Origin of the sequence: Caballeronia sp. LZ024, assembly GCF_031451455.1 — a bacterium.
Classification (GTDB): domain Bacteria; phylum Pseudomonadota; class Gammaproteobacteria; order Burkholderiales; family Burkholderiaceae; genus Caballeronia; species Caballeronia telluris.
Map to the genome: position 1 here is coordinate 966,188 of NZ_JARUXL010000001.1, position 14,839 is coordinate 981,026.

The 14,839-nt window shown below is 63.6% G+C and carries 16 protein-coding genes; 7 read left to right on the plus strand and 9 right to left on the minus strand.

Translation table 11 applies throughout. The annotated features are described in order from the left end of the window. Nucleotides 1-20 precede the first annotated feature (20 nt). Genes QCE48_RS04355 through QCE48_RS04365 form a run of 3 tightly spaced genes read right to left on the minus strand, consistent with a single transcriptional unit; the run spans nt 21 to nt 2,682 of the window. The gene (locus QCE48_RS04355; RefSeq protein ID WP_309785920.1) at nt 21-1,196 is read right to left on the minus strand and encodes a VWA domain-containing protein; all 1,176 of its coding nucleotides are present in this window, start codon (nt 1,194-1,196) and stop codon (nt 21-23) included. Between the two features lie 17 nt (nt 1,197-1,213). Further along, nucleotides 1,214-1,804, minus strand: coding sequence for a GNAT family protein (locus tag QCE48_RS04360; RefSeq protein ID WP_309785919.1), 591 nt, complete (start codon nt 1,802-1,804; stop codon nt 1,214-1,216). Nucleotides 1,805-1,839: 35 nt separating this feature from the next. Next, nucleotides 1,840-2,682 carry a MoxR family ATPase gene (locus QCE48_RS04365; RefSeq protein ID WP_309785918.1) on the minus strand — a complete coding sequence of 281 codons (843 nt, stop codon included), beginning with the start codon at nt 2,680-2,682 and terminating at the stop codon, nt 1,840-1,842. Between the two features lie 332 nt (nt 2,683-3,014). Here QCE48_RS04365 and QCE48_RS04370 point away from each other — a divergent pair, with 332 nt between their 5' ends. Both QCE48_RS04370 and QCE48_RS04375 read left to right on the plus strand, forming a co-directional pair. Continuing rightward, nucleotides 3,015-3,380, plus strand: coding sequence for a c-type cytochrome (locus QCE48_RS04370; protein ID WP_062636767.1), 366 nt, complete (start codon nt 3,015-3,017; stop codon nt 3,378-3,380). 58 nt (nt 3,381-3,438) lie between these two features. After that, complete coding sequence (locus tag QCE48_RS04375; protein ID WP_309785917.1) at nt 3,439-3,816, plus strand: c-type cytochrome; 378 nt, start codon at nt 3,439-3,441, stop codon at nt 3,814-3,816. 77 nt (nt 3,817-3,893) lie between these two features. Here the strand turns inward: QCE48_RS04375 and QCE48_RS04380 are convergent, their stop codons facing one another. The 3 genes from QCE48_RS04380 to rsxB are packed head-to-tail and all read right to left on the minus strand — an operon-like array spanning nt 3,894 to nt 5,923. Beyond that, entirely contained in the window at nt 3,894-4,325 is a 432-nt protein-coding gene (locus QCE48_RS04380; RefSeq protein ID WP_309785916.1) for a DUF1841 family protein, read from the minus strand. A 57-nt stretch (nt 4,326-4,382) separates the two neighbouring features. Continuing rightward, a complete protein-coding gene (gene nth / locus QCE48_RS04385) occupies nt 4,383-5,027 on the minus strand; it encodes an endonuclease III (RefSeq protein WP_309785915.1) in 645 nt (214 codons plus the stop codon). Nucleotides 5,028-5,038: 11 nt separating this feature from the next. After that, the gene (gene rsxB, locus QCE48_RS04390; protein ID WP_404982783.1) at nt 5,039-5,923 is read right to left on the minus strand and encodes an electron transport complex subunit RsxB; all 885 of its coding nucleotides are present in this window, start codon (nt 5,921-5,923) and stop codon (nt 5,039-5,041) included. A gap of 333 nt (nt 5,924-6,256) precedes the next feature. Between rsxB and QCE48_RS04395 the strand changes: the two genes are divergently transcribed. Then, a complete protein-coding gene (locus QCE48_RS04395) occupies nt 6,257-6,889 on the plus strand; it encodes a TetR/AcrR family transcriptional regulator (protein ID WP_309785914.1) in 633 nt (210 codons plus the stop codon). A 74-nt stretch (nt 6,890-6,963) separates the two neighbouring features. Here QCE48_RS04395 and QCE48_RS04400 read toward each other — a convergent pair whose 3' ends face one another. Together QCE48_RS04400 and QCE48_RS04405 are read right to left on the minus strand one after the other, a co-directional pair. Continuing rightward, entirely contained in the window at nt 6,964-8,235 is a 1,272-nt protein-coding gene (locus QCE48_RS04400) for a polyhydroxyalkanoate depolymerase (RefSeq protein ID WP_309785913.1), read from the minus strand. A gap of 298 nt (nt 8,236-8,533) precedes the next feature. After that, on the minus strand, nt 8,534-10,420 hold the full coding sequence (locus QCE48_RS04405) for a glycoside hydrolase family 15 protein (protein ID WP_309785912.1): 1,887 nt from the start codon (nt 10,418-10,420) through the stop codon (nt 8,534-8,536). 448 nt (nt 10,421-10,868) lie between these two features. Here QCE48_RS04405 and QCE48_RS04410 point away from each other — a divergent pair, with 448 nt between their 5' ends. Next, on the plus strand, nt 10,869-11,117 hold the full coding sequence (locus tag QCE48_RS04410; RefSeq protein ID WP_087629107.1) for a hypothetical protein: 249 nt from the start codon (nt 10,869-10,871) through the stop codon (nt 11,115-11,117). A 219-nt stretch (nt 11,118-11,336) separates the two neighbouring features. Here the strand turns inward: QCE48_RS04410 and QCE48_RS04415 are convergent, their stop codons facing one another. After that, nucleotides 11,337-11,489 carry a DUF3096 domain-containing protein gene (locus tag QCE48_RS04415; RefSeq protein ID WP_087135003.1) on the minus strand — a complete coding sequence of 51 codons (153 nt, stop codon included), beginning with the start codon at nt 11,487-11,489 and terminating at the stop codon, nt 11,337-11,339. A 252-nt stretch (nt 11,490-11,741) separates the two neighbouring features. Here QCE48_RS04415 and QCE48_RS04420 point away from each other — a divergent pair, with 252 nt between their 5' ends. The 3 genes from QCE48_RS04420 to QCE48_RS04430 all read left to right on the plus strand — a co-directional run bounded on the left by QCE48_RS04420 (nt 11,742) and on the right by QCE48_RS04430 (nt 14,829). Next, a complete protein-coding gene (locus QCE48_RS04420) occupies nt 11,742-12,980 on the plus strand; it encodes a lactonase family protein (protein WP_404983319.1) in 1,239 nt (412 codons plus the stop codon). A gap of 156 nt (nt 12,981-13,136) precedes the next feature. Continuing rightward, entirely contained in the window at nt 13,137-13,703 is a 567-nt protein-coding gene (locus tag QCE48_RS04425) for an antimicrobial peptide resistance and lipid A acylation PagP (protein WP_309794086.1), read from the plus strand. 37 nt (nt 13,704-13,740) lie between these two features. Next, complete coding sequence (locus QCE48_RS04430) at nt 13,741-14,829, plus strand: transporter (RefSeq protein WP_309785909.1); 1,089 nt, start codon at nt 13,741-13,743, stop codon at nt 14,827-14,829. The last annotated feature ends 10 nt before the right edge of the window (nt 14,830-14,839 follow it).

Consider the following 14,839-nt stretch of genomic DNA (forward strand, 5'->3'; position numbering starts at 1 on the left):
GCGTGCGGGCAACGTCCGGCTTACTTCGACAGCGCTCGCATCGCGGCTTCGAGGCCGGCCATGGTGAGGCCGTACATCCGGTTGCCGAGCACCTGCCGGATCACCGAAATCGACTGGCGGTATTCCCAGAGCCGCTCCGGCTCGGGGTTGAGCCACGCGTGACGCGGGAACTGGTCCGCGAGACGCCTCAGCCACACCGCGCCGGCTTCCGCGTTGTTGTATTCCACCGATCCGCCCGGCTGCAGCACTTCGTAGGGGCTCATCGTCGCGTCGCCGACGAAGATCAGCTTGTAGTCCGCTGTGAACTTGTGCAGCACGTCGAAGGTCGGCGTGCGCTCGCCGTGACGCCGGCGGTTGTTCTTCCACAAATAGTCGTAGACGCAGTTGTGGAAATAGAAGAACTCCAGATGCTTGAACTCGGCCTTCGCCGCCGAGAACAGTTCCTCGACGCGCTTGATGTGATCGTCCATCGAGCCGCCGACATCGAGCAGCATCAGCACCTTCACGTTGTTGTGCCGCTCGGGCACCATCTTCAGGTCGAGCCAGCCGGCGTTCGCGGCGGTGCTGCGGATCGTGTCGGGCAGGTCGAGTTCCTCGGCCGCGCCTTCGCGCGCGAAGCGGCGCAGGCGCCGGAGCGCGATCTTGATGTTGCGCGTGCCGATCTCGACCTGATCGTCGTAGTCGCGATACGCGCGTTCGTCCCACACTTTCACGGCCGTGCGGTTCCCCGACGTTTCTCCGCCGATGCGGATGCCTTCGGGGTTGTAGCCGCCGTGCCCGAACGGCGACGTGCCGCCCGTGCCGATCCACTTGGTGCCGCCTTCGTGGCGCTCCTGTTGCTCCTCGAACAGCTCCTTCAGGCGCTCCATCAGCTTGTCGAGGCCGCCGAGCGCCTCGATCTTCTTCTTCTCCTCCGGCGTGAAGTCGCGCTCGAGACGCTTCTTCAGCCAGTCGAGCGGCACGTCGAACGCGGTTTCGTCGATCTTCGTCACGCCGTGGAAGTACGCGCCGAACGCCTGATCGAACTTGTCGAAATACTTCTCGTCCTTCACGAGCGTCATGCGCGCGAGGAAATAGAACTCGTCGAGCGACGGCGCGATCACCTGCGCCTTCAGCGCTTCGAGCAGCGTCAGGTATTCCTTCACCGACACCGGCAGCTTCGCGCCGCGCAACGAGTAGAAGAAGTCGATCAGCATGGCGTGAACCTCACGGGTTAGCCTTCGAGCCGGTACTTGAGGTGCGTGCGCACGGCGGGCCATTCCGACTGGATGATCGAGAACACGACGGTATCGCGAAACACGCCGTCTCTGCCGACCTGGTGATTGCGCAGGATGCCGTCCTGTTTCGCGCCGAGCCGCGCGATGGCGGCGCGCGACTGATGGTTCATGAAATGTGTCCGGAATTCGACGGCGATCGCGTTCAGCTTCTCGAACGCGTGCGTGAGCAGGAGCAGCTTGGCTTCGGTGTTGAGCGCCGTGCGCTGCACGCGTTTCGCGTACCACGTATGGCCGATTTCGAGCCGGCGGTTCGTTTCGTCGACATTGAAGTAGCGCGTCGATCCGACGACATCGCCCGTCTTCGCGTCGATCACGGCGAACGGATGCGCGCCTTGCGTGTCACGCATCGCGAGCGCGGCGTCGATCCAGGCGCGCGTCTTCGCAGGCTCGGGCACGCTCGTGTACCACAGCTTCCACAGCTCGCCGTCGGCGGCAGCGGCGGCAAGCGCCTCTTCGTGCTCGACGGACATCGGAGCGAGCTTGACGTGTTCTCCGGACAGCGTGACGGGTTCGATCCAGCGGCTCATGCTTTCAAACTCTCTCAGAAAGTAAAGGAAGGCGCTCAGCGATTATTGCGGTTCATGTACAGGAGCCGCTCGAAGAGATGCAGATCCTGTTCGTTCTTCAGCAGCGCGCCGTGCAGCGGCGGCACGACCTGCTTCTGGTCGGTCGAGCGTAGTGCTTCGGGCGGGATGTCTTCGGCAAGCAAAAGCTTGAGCCAGTCGAGCAGTTCGGAGGTCGACGGCTTCTTTTTCAGCCCCGACACGTTGCGCAGTTCGAAGAAGCTTTGCATCGCGGCGGCGAGCAGCTCCTGCTTGATGCCCGGAAAATGCACCTCGACGATCTCTTTCATCGTCGTCGCTTCGGGGAACTTGATGTAGTGGAAGAAGCAGCGGCGCAGGAACGCGTCGGGCAACTCCTTCTCGTTGTTCGACGTGATGATGACGAGCGGCCGGTGCAACGCCTTCACGAGCTGATGCGTCTCGTAGACGTAGAACTCCATGCGGTCGAGTTCGCGCAGCAGGTCGTTCGGGAATTCGATGTCGGCCTTGTCGATCTCGTCGATCAGCAGCACGCACTGCTCCTCGGCCTCGAACGCCTGCCACAGCACGCCCTTCACGATGTAGTTGCGGATATCCTTCACGCGCTCGTCGCCGAGTTGCGAGTCGCGCAGACGCGAGACCGCGTCGTATTCGTAGAGGCCCTGCTGCGCTTTCGTCGTCGACTTGATATGCCATTGCAAAAGCGGCATGCCGAGCGCGGCCGCCACTTCCTCGGCGAGCATCGTCTTGCCGGTTCCGGGCTCGCCCTTGATGAGCAGCGGGCGCTGAAGCGTCATCGCGGCGTTGACCGCGAGCTTGAGGTCGTCGGTGGCGACGTATTGCGATGAGCCTTCGAAACGCATGGCAAAGAGTCCGGTGGAAGAAAAAACCCAGTATAAGTCAGATGGGGTGTTGCCATTGACCGCCGCCGCTTATCCTGTGAGCCGCCGTCGGGAGCGCTCGCGAGCCGCTTTCGGTGCGCCGCCGCGGGCGGTGGGTCGAGCACGCGTGTACGCCCGTTCTGTGGACGGGGGGTAGGTCGCGCGGTACAATTAGCGCGATTTTTTTGGTCTAGATCAAGGCCTGGAAACAAAGAACAGTCCCGAGAAGGTTGTGATGAACTCGGCGTGGGTCGTGGGCCTCGGGTCGGGCGGCGGGCGCGTCGAATTTCCCCTCATGCTAGGTTAGAGAAGCTATGAACAAATTCATCGGCAAATGTGCCGTGATCGCAGCGCTGTCGGGCCTCGCCGGCTTCGCGACCCAGGCATCGGCCGATGTCGTCGGCAACGCGAAGGCGGCCGAGGGCAAGGTGGCGATGTGCATCGGTTGCCACGGCATTCCGGGCTACCGCACGGCGTATCCCGAGGTCTACAACGTTCCGATGCTGGGCGGCCAGAACGCCAAGTACATCGAGAACGCGCTGCATGCGTACAAGAAGGGCGACCGTCACTTCGACACCATGCGCGCCATCGCCACGACGCTGACCGATCAGGACATCGCCGACATCGCCGCGTATTACGCCGCGCAAACCCCCTCTTCGAAGAACAATCCCGACAAGTGATCCGCGCACCTCAGGCGCCAGTCACTCGGCAATCCAATTTCGCGGGATAGGAGAATTCATGAAGCCATTCAAGGCACTTCAGGCAGTGTTCAAGGCAGCGTGCGCGGCGGCGCTCTTCGGCATTGCATCGATGAACGCGGCGCACGCCGCCGATGCCGCCAACGGCAAGGCGCTGTCCGACAGCCACAATTGCGCGGCCTGCCACGGCCCGAACCTCAATCAGCCGGTGAGCGGCGAATATCCGAAGCTCGCGGGCCAGCATGCGACCTATATCTACTGGGCGCTGCGTCAGTACCAGACGGGCAACGGCAATCCGAACTTCGGCCGCAGCAACGCGATCATGGCCGCACAGGTGCAGAACCTGTCGCAAAGCGACCTGAAGGACCTCGCGGCCTACATAGAATCGCTGAACGGCAGCCTCGTGCTGAAGAAGTAAGCGCGTCTTTCCCCGGCTTCAAACGACGACACCCCGCATCGCGGGGTGTCGTCGTTTACGCCGCCTGCGTGTGAACCTCAGTCGCGCGAAGCTCGCCGCTCGATCAGCGCGAGGTAGGCGTCCGTGTCGGGCGGCGTGCCGGTGCGCTGCGCATCCCAGATGATCTGGCCGAGGCATTCCATGATCGCGTGCTGCGCGTCGTGCGTCGAGCCGAGCCGCGCGATGAGTTTTTCGTGCGCGCGCCGGATGCCCGGCGGCTGGTCGATCGACAACTGTTCGCTGATCGCGAGATGCATCGACAGATGCAGGAACGGATTCGTCTGGCCGCGTTCGGGCGAATAGTCGGCCTGGCTCGCGTCGGGATCGGCGAGTTCCTGCTGGTATTCGGGATGCTCGACGATCCAGTCGGCGGCGATGCTTTCCAGCGGCGTCAGGATTTCGCCCGCGCGCTGTTTGCGCCAGGTCTCGGTGAAGAATTGACGGACTTCGTCGCGGCTGGGATTGAACATGCGGCAGGGCTTTTAAGGTTTCAGGCCGCCATTTTAAGGCGCGGCGCGGGTCTTCGCTCAGAGCACCGGCGCGGGCGTCTTCGGACGGAATTCACACAGCGGTTCGATCGCGCAATGCCAGCATTCGGGCGTGCGCGCCTTGCAGACATAGCGGCCGTGCAGGATCAGCCAGTGGTGGGCGTCGTGCAAATACTCCTTCGGCACGAACTTTTCGAGCGCCGTTTCGACCGCGCGCACGTCCTTGCCGGGCGCGAGTCCCGTGCGGTTCGCGACGCGGAAGATATGCGTGTCGACGGCGATCGTCGGATGGCCGAACGCCGTGTTGAGTATCACGTTCGCGGTCTTGCGGCCGACGCCCGGCAGCGATTCGAGCGCTTCGCGGTCGTCGGGCACGTCGCCGCCGTACTGGTCGATGAGAATGCGGCACGTCGCGATCACGTTCTTCGCCTTCGTGCGATAGAGGCCGATCGTGCGAATGTAGTCGGCGACGCCCTCCTCGCCGAGCGCGAGCACCTTCGCCGGCGTGTTCGCGACGGGGAACATCCGGCGCATCGCCTTGTTCACGGAGACGTCGGTGGCTTGCGCGGACAAGAGAACCGCGATCAGCAGTTCGAACGGCGAACTGTATTCCAGTTCGGTCGTCGGGTGTGGGTTGAGGCTCCTGAGCGTCTCGAAGATGGCACGGCGCTTGTTCGCGTTCATCGCACGCCCGGTCAGTGGTCGGATTCGTTCTTCTCGCTGCCGTGCGCGAGACCGAGGCGCCGCCGGCGTTCTTCGGCGGCCTCGATCTGCGCCTGCACGTCGGCGCTCACGCGCTCGGTATTCTTCGGCCCGGCGCCGAGCCTTGCGAGCTCTTCTTTCTTCTTGCGCGCGCGCTCGAGCGCGGCCTGGATAATCGCGCGTTTTTTGGCTTCAGCATCGTCGGCGACGGCGGGCGCGGCGGCCGGCGCTGTCTGCGCATCGCCTGACACGTGCGATGCGGGGCGCTCGGCATGCCGTTGCGCCTGCCGCGCGGCGGCGCGCGCAACGGCTACCTCGCGCTCACGCGCCTGACGCGCGAGGCGCCGGTCGTGACGCTCGCGCGCGGCGTCGGCCTGATCCTGCGTCCAGGCATCCCAGCCGGTTGCATCGAGGGTGACCGGAATCATCGCGATGCAGTCGACGGGGCAGGGCGGCACGCACAGGTCGCAACCGGTACAGAGCGCCTCGATGACCGTGTGCATTTGCTTCGCCGCGCCGACGATCGCATCGACGGGACATGCCTGCATGCACAGCGTGCAGCCGATGCACACATTCTCGTCGATCACGGCAAGCGGCCGCGGCCGCTCGACGCCGTTCTCCGGGTTCAGCGCGATCACGGGCTTGCCGAGCAGGTGCGCGAGCCGCGCGACGCCTTCGATTCCGCCCGGCGGGCACTGGTTATAGCCCGCATCGCCCGCCGCGATGGCTTCGGCATACGGGCGGCACGCGGGATACCCGCACTTGGTGCATTGCGTCTGGGGCAGCAGATCCTCGATGCGGTCTGCGAGCGTCTCTCGGGCGGTTACGTTCACGTTCACGTTGGGGCGGTCGCCAGGCGCGCGGGCGCATGGGCGCATGGGCGCATCTGGAACAAAAGGGCATCGACATGCATTGCCGCGATCGACGCGTATCGACTTGCATCGGCGTGCAAGCTTCGCGTTCGTGTTGACACTGCGGGGAGCGGCGCGGGCTCTTGCTCCCGCGCTCGGGCTAAAGGCGCCATTATCTACCAATTCCCTTTCAATCCCAATTGCCAATAAGCAATCGATGTGCGCATAATCGAAGCGCTTTTCCGATTGACCGCAGGACGGTGTTCCCCAATAACCTTGGCGCGCCCGTTCACGTCATGTCTCCCTCGACACGGGCCGCGTGACGCTATTCGGATAACGCGGCTCTCGAATCATGCCACCATGAATCAGCCGAAAATCAAAAGAGATCCTGAAGGCACCCGCCGCCGCATATTGCTGGCAGCCGCGGACGAGTTCGCAGCCGGAGGTCTGTTCGGCGCACGCGTCGATCAGATAGCCCGCCGCGCCGAAACCAACGAGCGGATGCTCTATTACTACTTCGGCAGCAAGGAGCAACTGTTCACGGCCGTGCTTGAACATGCGTTCGGCGCGCTCGTCGATACGGAGCGCTCGCTCGACCTCGACGGCATCGCACCCGTCGAAGCCATGACGCGGCTCGCGCATTTCGTCTGGGATTATTATCGCGATCACCCGGAACTGCTGCGCCTGATCAACAACGAAAACCTGCACGAAGCGAGATATATCAAGGGGTCGACGCGCATCCGCGAATTGATCTCGCCGCTTGTCGCAACGCTCGCGGGCATTCTTGAACGCGGCGCAAAGGCCGGCCTGTTCAGGAGCGACGTCGATCCGCTCAAGTTCTACGTGACGCTCTCAGGTCTCGGCTATTACATCGTGTCCAACCGCTTCACGCTCGAAGCGACTTTAGGCCTCGACTTCAGTCAGCAGGAACAGCGCGATGAGGTCGTGAAGATGAACACGGAGCTTTTGCTCGCGTATCTGATGCGGCGCTAAGGCGCTCGCAGGCTCAAAAAACAAACGCCGCGCTGGGAAGAGCGCGGCGTTTGTCTTACACAGGCCTTGAGCAATTACGCGGGTACCGCCTCGCGTTTCGGCGCCTTGTCGTGTTCGAGAATGAACTCGCGCAACTGCGGGTACACCATCGTCCGCCAGCGGCGTCCCGAGAAAATGCCGTAGTGACCGGCTTTTTCGGCGGTGAAGTGCTTCTTGTTTTTCGCCGGGATGCCTGTGCACAGGTCGTGCGCGGCACGCGTCTGGCCGCAGCCGGAGATGTCGTCGAGTTCGCCTTCGATCGTGAAAAGCGCCGTCGTCTTGATGTCCTGCGGACGCACGAGCTCGCCGTTCACATCCCACGTGCCTTCCGCCAGGCGGAATTCCTGGAACACGATGCGGATTGTTTCAAGGTAATACTCGGCGGCCATGTCGAGCACGGCGTTGTATTCGTCGTAGAAACGGCGATGTTGCTCGGCATCGTCGTCGTCGCCGCGAATAAGGTTCTGGTAAAAGTCCCAGTGCGCCGTCAGGTGGCGCTCCGGATTCATCGCGACAAACCCGGCATGCTGCAGGAAACCCGGATAAACCTTGCGTCCGACCCCTGGATAATTTGCCGGTACCGTGTAAATCACGTTGTTCTCGAACCACTCGTAGGAGTGCTCGTTCGCCAGCGAATTCACCGATGTCGGGCTGCGGCGCGCGTCGATCGGACCGCCCATCATCGTCATCGTGCGCGGCGTGTCTTCGCCGCGCGACGCCATCAGCGAAATGGCGGCGAGCACCGGCACGGTGGGCTGACACACCGAAATCACGTGCAGATCCTTCGCGCCGATGTGCCGAATGAATTCCTGGATGTACTCGACGTAATCGTCGAGATGGAACGCGCCGTCCTCGAACGGCACCATGCGCGCGTCGATCCAGTCGGTGATGTAGACCTTGTGATCCTGCAGCAGCGTCTTGACCGTGTCGCGCAGGAGCGTCGAATGGTGGCCGGAAAGCGGTGCGCAGACGAGCACGACGGGTTCGTCCTTCATGCTGTTCACGGCCATGCTGTCGTCGGCGTAGCGCTTGAAGCGCAGCAGGCGGCAAAACGGCTTCTCGACGACCGTCTGCTCGACGATCGGAATCTTGTGGCCATCCTTCTCGATCTGATGGATGTCGAACTCGGGTTTCTCGTAGTCCTTGCCTAGCCGGTAAAGCAGTTCGTAGCCGGCGGACAAGCGACTCGCGCCCGGCACATACGCTAGCGGACTGGCCGGATTGAGAAACGACTTCGATGCGGCTTGAGCCCATGCCGTCAGGGGATACAGCATGGCTCGCTGGAATTCGTGAAATTGATAGAGCATGTTTGCCCCGTGTAAAACCGGTGACGCCCGTGTTACCCGCTCATCGCGGTATGCGCCCGGCGATTAGCCTCTTACGGCAGTCAATGATGCAGCGGTAACCAACAAACTACAGGTCCAACGTGACTCCTGGTTATCGGCAGTGCAACTGAAGACGTGTGAAATCGGAAACATTGACTTCATTCGCGTCTTCAACTATACGCCGGTCGGAATTTATTCCGCATTATCAACTAAGCCATTGTCATTGTGCAATGCAACAAATCATTCCACAACTGGCGATTTCCCTTTCCTGTGGTTAGTCTTACAGTCTGCTTTCCGGAGATGGGGCCGATTCGGGCGCCGATTCGCCGGATTCAGCCGGTCGATCGTGCTGACCGGCTGGCTGACCGGTCGCGCGGGCGATTTCCTGTTCATGGCGCATGAGATTCATGCCGGTGTGAACGAGCGCAACATGGGAAAACGCCTGTGGGAAATTACCGACAAGGCGTTTCGCCACCGTGTCGTATTCCTCCGATAAAAGTCCCACGTCGTTCGACAGCCCGACGAGCCGCTCGAACATCGCGTGCGCTTCGTCGAAGCGGCCCTGCAGCGCCAGATTGTCGACCAGCCAGAAGCTACAAGCTAGAAACGTGCCTTCACCGGGCGGCAGGCCGTCGTCGACTTCGGTCGTGTGGTAGCGCTTGACCAGCCCATCATGGGTGAGATCGGTTTCGATCGCGTGTACGGTACCGACCACACGCGGATCATCCGGCGGCAGAAAACCGAGCAGCGGAATCAAGAGCAGGCTCGCGTCGAGGGCGTCGCCGTGGTAGGCCTGCACGAACGAGTTCATCGATGCGTTCCAGCTTTTGTCGCAGACATCCGCGTGAATCTGCGAGCGCAACGCGCGCCAGTGGTCGAGCGGGCCGGGCAGATCGAACATTTCCGCCGACTTGATCGCGCGGTCGTACGCGACCCACGCCATTACCTTCGAGAACGTGAAGTGCTGGCTTCCGCCGCGCACTTCCCAGATGCCTTCGTCGGGTTGCTGCCAGACGGTTTCGAGGTGCTTGAGCATCGCACACTGGATCGACCAGGCGGTTTCGTCGCTCTGCAGGCCGCCGACGCGCGCGAGATGCAGCGCGTTCATCACTTCGCCGTAGACGTCGAGTTGCAACTGGTTGACCGCGCCGTTGCCGATGCGCACGGGCGCCGCGCCCTCGTAGCCCGGCAGCCAGTCGACGATCCATTCCGGCAGACGCCGCTCGCCCGCGATGCCGTACATGATCTGCACCTGCTCGGGCGAGCCCGCCATCACGCGGCCGAGCCACGCGCGCCACGCGCGGGCTTCGTCGTAGTAGCCGCCGCGCATCATCGCGAGCAGCGTGATGGTCGCGTCGCGCAGCCAGCAATAGCGATAGTCCCAGTTGCGCGTGCCGCCGAGCTGCTCGGGCAGCGAGGTCGTCGGCGCGGCGACGATGCCGCCGGTCGGTTCATACGCGAGCGCCTTCAGTGTGATCAGCGAGCGGCGGATCGCGCCCGCCCATTTGCCTTTCAAGTCGCTTTGCGCCGACCATTCGCGCCAGTGGTTTTCGGTGCGCGCGAGCTGCGTGTTCGGATCGTGCGCGGGCGGCAGCCGCAGATGCGATTGCGAATAACAAAGCGAGAACGGCACGCGCTCGCCTTTCGCGACGGTAAAGCGTGCGACGGTCTTCATGTTTTCGCCGACGAGGTCCACGGGCGTGCGCAGCACCGCGAGATCCGGGCCGGCGATCGCCTTGATCCCGCTCTCATGCGTGAGGCGGCTCACCCACGGCACCGACGAACCGTAGTCGAAGCGCAGGACGAGTTCGGTTTTCATCGGCACGACGCCGCGCCGGCCGATCACGATCCGCACGAGTTCCGAATGCCCGTTTCTCGACGGCATGAAATCGACGATCGTCACGGCGCCTTCGGGCGTGTCGAAATCGGTTTCGAGGATCAGCGTGTCGCCACGATAACGGCGCTTGATGACGGGCTGGGGCGCATCGGGCGGCAGGTCCGGCGCGATCAGCCAGCGGCCGTGTTCGGCGGTGCCGAGGAGCGCGGCGAAGCAGGCGCCGGAATCGAAACGCGGCCAGCAGAGCCAGTCGACCGAACCGTTGCGGGAAATCAGGGCGGCCGTGTGGCCGTCGCCGACCATGGCGTAGTCTTCAATCGGTGCGGGCATGGCGGTACGAGCTCTCTTCTTCTTGCGGCGATACGCAGACAAAGCGCGGCGCCACGGATTGTTCGACGCGCCGGCGAAGCGAGCCGACGCGCATGAAACGCCTTTCGAGCCGCATTCTGCCGCAATAGTTCGGAGTCGGCTGCAAACCCGCGCGAACCGTGCGTGACGAAGCGTCACGAATCTGACGCACAAGTGCTTGGAAAATAATTGGACAGCACTTTAGAATGAAGATTGGCAAGGACGTTTTGCGCGCGCGCTTTCTGCTCGCCTCCCGCACGCTTTTTAGCTTTTCGCGCGCTCCGGGCCGCTTCATATACCGCGTCACCTACCGCTTTTCATGCGCATGCCTTTTCGAAGCATCGAAAATTCCTGGCGGCGCATCGCTGGTCTTCAAATCGTCGTTTGGACAATCCGTCTTCAGCGTACCGTTTTCGAGGAACAGAAAGCCATGCTCAACCCGTCGAAATCCGACTGCATCGCGATACTTTCCGCAGCGAGCCGCGTCTCCGACGCCGACCCGCTGCTTCCGCTCGATTACACGAATCTGGGTCTTTCCCGTAACGCCATGCAAACGGCGGCGGCCTTTCTGACCGAGCGCGGATGCTTCACGCGCTATACCTATGACGTCGGCGGCATTGCTGTCGGCTGCCTTTCGCTGCAGGGACGCCTGCGGCTCGATCAGCTCGCGAACGGCTGATTGCGGCGCCGCCTCACGTTTCATCGCACGACGACGCATACAGATCCCGCGCGACGCCGAAAGGCGCCGCGCGGGTTCTGCTCGTCCGCGCTTTCGCTCCTGACGCGCACGCCGGCGTCCGCCCGACATTCCCCTGACGCTTCCTTACACGCGGAACCCGGCCGCCGAATCGGCGTCAGAGGCAGGACGCGCGTGAGGGCGTGCGCGACTCCGGCGCGCTCAGAAATGCGACGCGCCGAGCCCGAACAACCCGATGAGGCCGATCACGATCAGGTAGATCGCGACGATGAAGTTGAGCAGCCGCGGCATGATCAGGATGAGAATGCCGGCGATGAGTGAAACGAGCGGGCCCAGGCTGACGTGGATGTTCATCGCGATTCCTTTGTTGGTATGACTGCTTTGGCTGAAGTGAGGTCGGGTTGGCGGATTGCTGGCAGCGGAACCCGCGCCGCTGATCGGTGATACGGTTGCGGCGTACCGCGGCGCTCGCCGACAGCGACAACATAACCTGAAAAATCTGAGAACAAGCCGCAAAACAAACGATCAGGAGGTCACATGTATTCCGTTCCGCCGTCGACCACCATCGATGAACCGCGTACCAGGACCTCGCGCTCATCGGCTGGCATCGCAGTTAGGCCCGTTGCATGGGCAAAAGGTTTCGCGACGATCGTTTCGATTCTCGCAGCGCAGGCCCTTTCGGCGTCAGCCGCCGTGGCGCAGACGTCACCGGCTTCGTCCGCGAGCGCATCGGTCTCGGCCGACGGCGTCTACGATCTCCTGATCGGCACCTACACCGGCAGCGGCAAGAGCGAAGGCATCTACGTCTATCGTTTCGATACCAAGAGCGGCGAACTCACGCGCATCTCGTCGGCGCAGGCGGTGAACCCGTCGTATCTCGTCGTGAGCCGCGACCGGCGCTTTGTCTACGCGGTCAACGAACTGCCCGGCGACAACGGCCCGGCCTCGCAGCGCGGCAGCGTGAGCGCGTTTCGTTTCGACGCGCAAAGCGGCCAGCTCACGTTTCTCGACAAGGTCTCGGCGGACGGCAACGATCCCTGCTATCTCGCGATCTCGCCCGACGGGCAGTATCTGCTGACGGCCAACTACTCCGTCGCGGCGAATCCGGGCGGCAGCTTCGCCGTTTTCCCGCTGCAGGCGGACGGCCAGGTCGGCAAGTCGGTGCTGACGGTGCATCACGAAGGCGGCGGGCCGGTGAAGGGCCGGCAGGACAACTCGCACGTCCACTCGACGGTCTTTTCGCCCGACGGACGCTATCTCTTCGCGCAGGATCTCGGCGCCGACAAGGTCTACTCGTATCGCTACACGCCCGACGGCAGCCGCGGCCTGCTCGGCCCGACCGACACGCGCTACACGACGATCAAGCCCGGCGCCGGTCCGCGCCACCTGATCTTCGACCCGAGCGGCAAGCACGCCTACCTGACGACGGAGATGAACGCATCGGTCATCGTCTTCGACTATCGCGACGGCAAGCTCACGCAGGTCCAGAGCCTGCCGATGACCGCGCCGGGCTTCAAGGGCAAGATCGGCGGCGGCGCGATCCACTTCTCGCCGGACGGGCGTTTTCTCTACGCGACCAATCGCGGCGACGCGAACGAACTCGTCACGTTCGCCGTCGATCCGGCGAGCGGCCATCTGAAGCTCACCGGACGCACGTCGACGCTCGGCAAGACGCCGCGCGAATTCACGATCGATCCGGGCGGGCGCTGGCTCATCGTCGGCAATCAGGAAAGCGACAGCGTCTATTTCTTCCGACGCGATCCGCAGACGGGCGAACTCGCGTCGGACCCGAAGCGCCTCGATATCGGTTCGCCGGTGGATTTCAAGCTGGTGTCGCCTTCGTAGGCGCCGGCGGAAAGCCGCATCCGGATCTTCGATAACGATGCGGCGCGGGATTTGCTGGCGAGTCGGCGGGCAGGTGCACGATAGCCCGCCACGATCGCCAACCAACGACCACGACCGGCGCGCAGCCTGTGGACGACGCCGGGCGCCACAAGAATGATGAGAAAGAGTCTCCTCGGCACGGCACTGGCCGTCGCGGCAGCGGCGCAGGTGGCATTCGCGGGCACGGCGCACGCCGCGTGCGACTATTCGTGGAACTGGGTGGCGTCCGCGTGTCAGCGCGTGAGCCGGGTCGCGAACGAAGGCACCTGGGACGGCTATCTGACCGGCTACGGCTGGCATATCGACGGCTACGAGAACCGCAGCCAGCTCAACGCGAAATCATGGGGCGGCGGCGCGGGCAAGCACTGGACCGACGCCAGCGGCAACGAGGATATTCTGTTTGCGATGGCGTTCCTGGATTCTCACGATCACGTCCAGCCCATCGGCGGGTTCGCCCGGCAGTGGTACACGAATCCGGTGGCGGGCGGCCTGTCGCTCGGCGGCGGCTATTTCGTCGGCATTACCGCACGCAATGACATCGCGCATTACGTGCCGATACCGATCGCGTTGCCGGTCGCGTCGGTGCGCTATCGCAAGGCGTCGGTCATGGCGACGTTCATTCCGCGCGTCCCCGGTCTGAACGACGGCGACGTCGCGTTTTTCTGGGGGCGCTACGAGTTCTGATTCCCAGGGTTCCCGCAGTGTGAAAGGAAGTGAAACGTTGAACAGCATCAATTCCGATATCGACAGTAACAAGACGCAATCCGCGCATCAGGCAGGCGCTCCGCCGGAGCGCGGCGGGCCGGTGCCCGCCGGGTTCATCAGCGCGTTTCGCTTTGCGGGCGCCGAGGCGATCCGGCTCTCGTGGGACGAAGCGCGCAAGGAAATCGCCGGCGACGGCCCGACCTGGCTGCACCTGAGCGCGAACGACGACACCGTCGAGAACTGGCTGACCGGCGTCACGTCGATGCCCGACGTCGCGCGCGAATTCCTCAACGGCGAGGACAAGCGGCCGCGCGTGCACATGGGGTCGAACTTCCTGTACGGCGTGGTGGCCGATGTGGAGCGCGCGGCGGTGTCGCCGGCGGGCGGCAGCGAAGCCGATCCCGCCGCGCGCGCGTCGCGGCGCGCGACGGGCGCGCTGCGCTTTTACGTCGACAGCCACCGGATGATCACGGTGCGCGCGCAGCCGCTGCAGTCCACGGACCGCCTGCGCCACGCGGTGCTCGAAGGCGCGCTTTTCCGCGATACCGTCGATCTGTTCGCGGGCCTGATCCGCGCGCTGAACCAGACCTTCGCGGACCGCATCGACGAACTCGGCGACCGCCTCGACGACGTGGAAGAGGGCGTGATCGACGGGACGCATCCGAATTCGCGCGTCGAACTGGGCGAGGTGCGGCGGCGGCTCGTCGAGGTGAAGCGCTTCATCGATCCGGAGCGCAATGCGCTCACGCAGCTCGTCACGCGGCGGCTCGACTGGGCCGAACCGCGCTCGATGGAGGCGCTGATCCAGGCGATCCAGGTGCTCAACGGCCTCGCCGCCGGGCTCGAAGGGCTCTATGAACGCGCAAAGCTGCTGCAGGACGAGATCGCCGCCCAGCTTTCCGAGGAGATCAACGGCAAGCTGCTGTGGCTCGCGGTGATGTCGGCGTTGCTGATGCCGGCGACGCTCATCTCGGGCATCTTCGGGATGAACGTCGCGGGGCTGCCCGGAACGCACGGACCGCATTCGTTCTGGGTCGTGATCGGCGTGATGGGGGTGTGCGCGGCCGGCACGCTGGGCTATTTGCGCAAGCTGCGGCTCTGGTGAGGCGCCAACG

What these genes read in the sequence shown, in the direction of transcription:
- QCE48_RS04395 (WP_309785914.1), top strand. Translation starts at nt 6,257, where the DNA reads ATGAATCAGCCGAAAATCAAAAGAGATCCTGAAGGCACCCGCCGCCGC.
- QCE48_RS04425 (WP_309794086.1), top strand. Translation starts at nt 13,137, where the DNA reads ATGAGAAAGAGTCTCCTCGGCACGGCACTGGCCGTCGCGGCAGCGGCG.
- rsxB (WP_404982783.1), bottom strand. Translation starts at nt 5,923, where the DNA reads ATGCGCCCATGCGCCCGCGCGCCTGGCGACCGCCCCAACGTGAACGTG.
- QCE48_RS04410 (WP_087629107.1), top strand. Translation starts at nt 10,869, where the DNA reads ATGCTCAACCCGTCGAAATCCGACTGCATCGCGATACTTTCCGCAGCG.
- nth (WP_309785915.1), bottom strand. Translation starts at nt 5,027, where the DNA reads ATGAACGCGAACAAGCGCCGTGCCATCTTCGAGACGCTCAGGAGCCTC.
- QCE48_RS04405 (WP_309785912.1), bottom strand. Translation starts at nt 10,420, where the DNA reads ATGCCCGCACCGATTGAAGACTACGCCATGGTCGGCGACGGCCACACG.
- QCE48_RS04360 (WP_309785919.1), bottom strand. Translation starts at nt 1,804, where the DNA reads ATGAGCCGCTGGATCGAACCCGTCACGCTGTCCGGAGAACACGTCAAG.
- QCE48_RS04370 (WP_062636767.1), top strand. Translation starts at nt 3,015, where the DNA reads ATGAACAAATTCATCGGCAAATGTGCCGTGATCGCAGCGCTGTCGGGC.
- QCE48_RS04380 (WP_309785916.1), bottom strand. Translation starts at nt 4,325, where the DNA reads ATGTTCAATCCCAGCCGCGACGAAGTCCGTCAATTCTTCACCGAGACC.
- QCE48_RS04355 (WP_309785920.1), bottom strand. Translation starts at nt 1,196, where the DNA reads ATGCTGATCGACTTCTTCTACTCGTTGCGCGGCGCGAAGCTGCCGGTG.
- QCE48_RS04365 (WP_309785918.1), bottom strand. Translation starts at nt 2,682, where the DNA reads ATGCGTTTCGAAGGCTCATCGCAATACGTCGCCACCGACGACCTCAAG.
- QCE48_RS04400 (WP_309785913.1), bottom strand. Translation starts at nt 8,235, where the DNA reads ATGCTCTATCAATTTCACGAATTCCAGCGAGCCATGCTGTATCCCCTG.
- QCE48_RS04375 (WP_309785917.1), top strand. Translation starts at nt 3,439, where the DNA reads ATGAAGCCATTCAAGGCACTTCAGGCAGTGTTCAAGGCAGCGTGCGCG.
- QCE48_RS04415 (WP_087135003.1), bottom strand. Translation starts at nt 11,489, where the DNA reads ATGAACATCCACGTCAGCCTGGGCCCGCTCGTTTCACTCATCGCCGGC.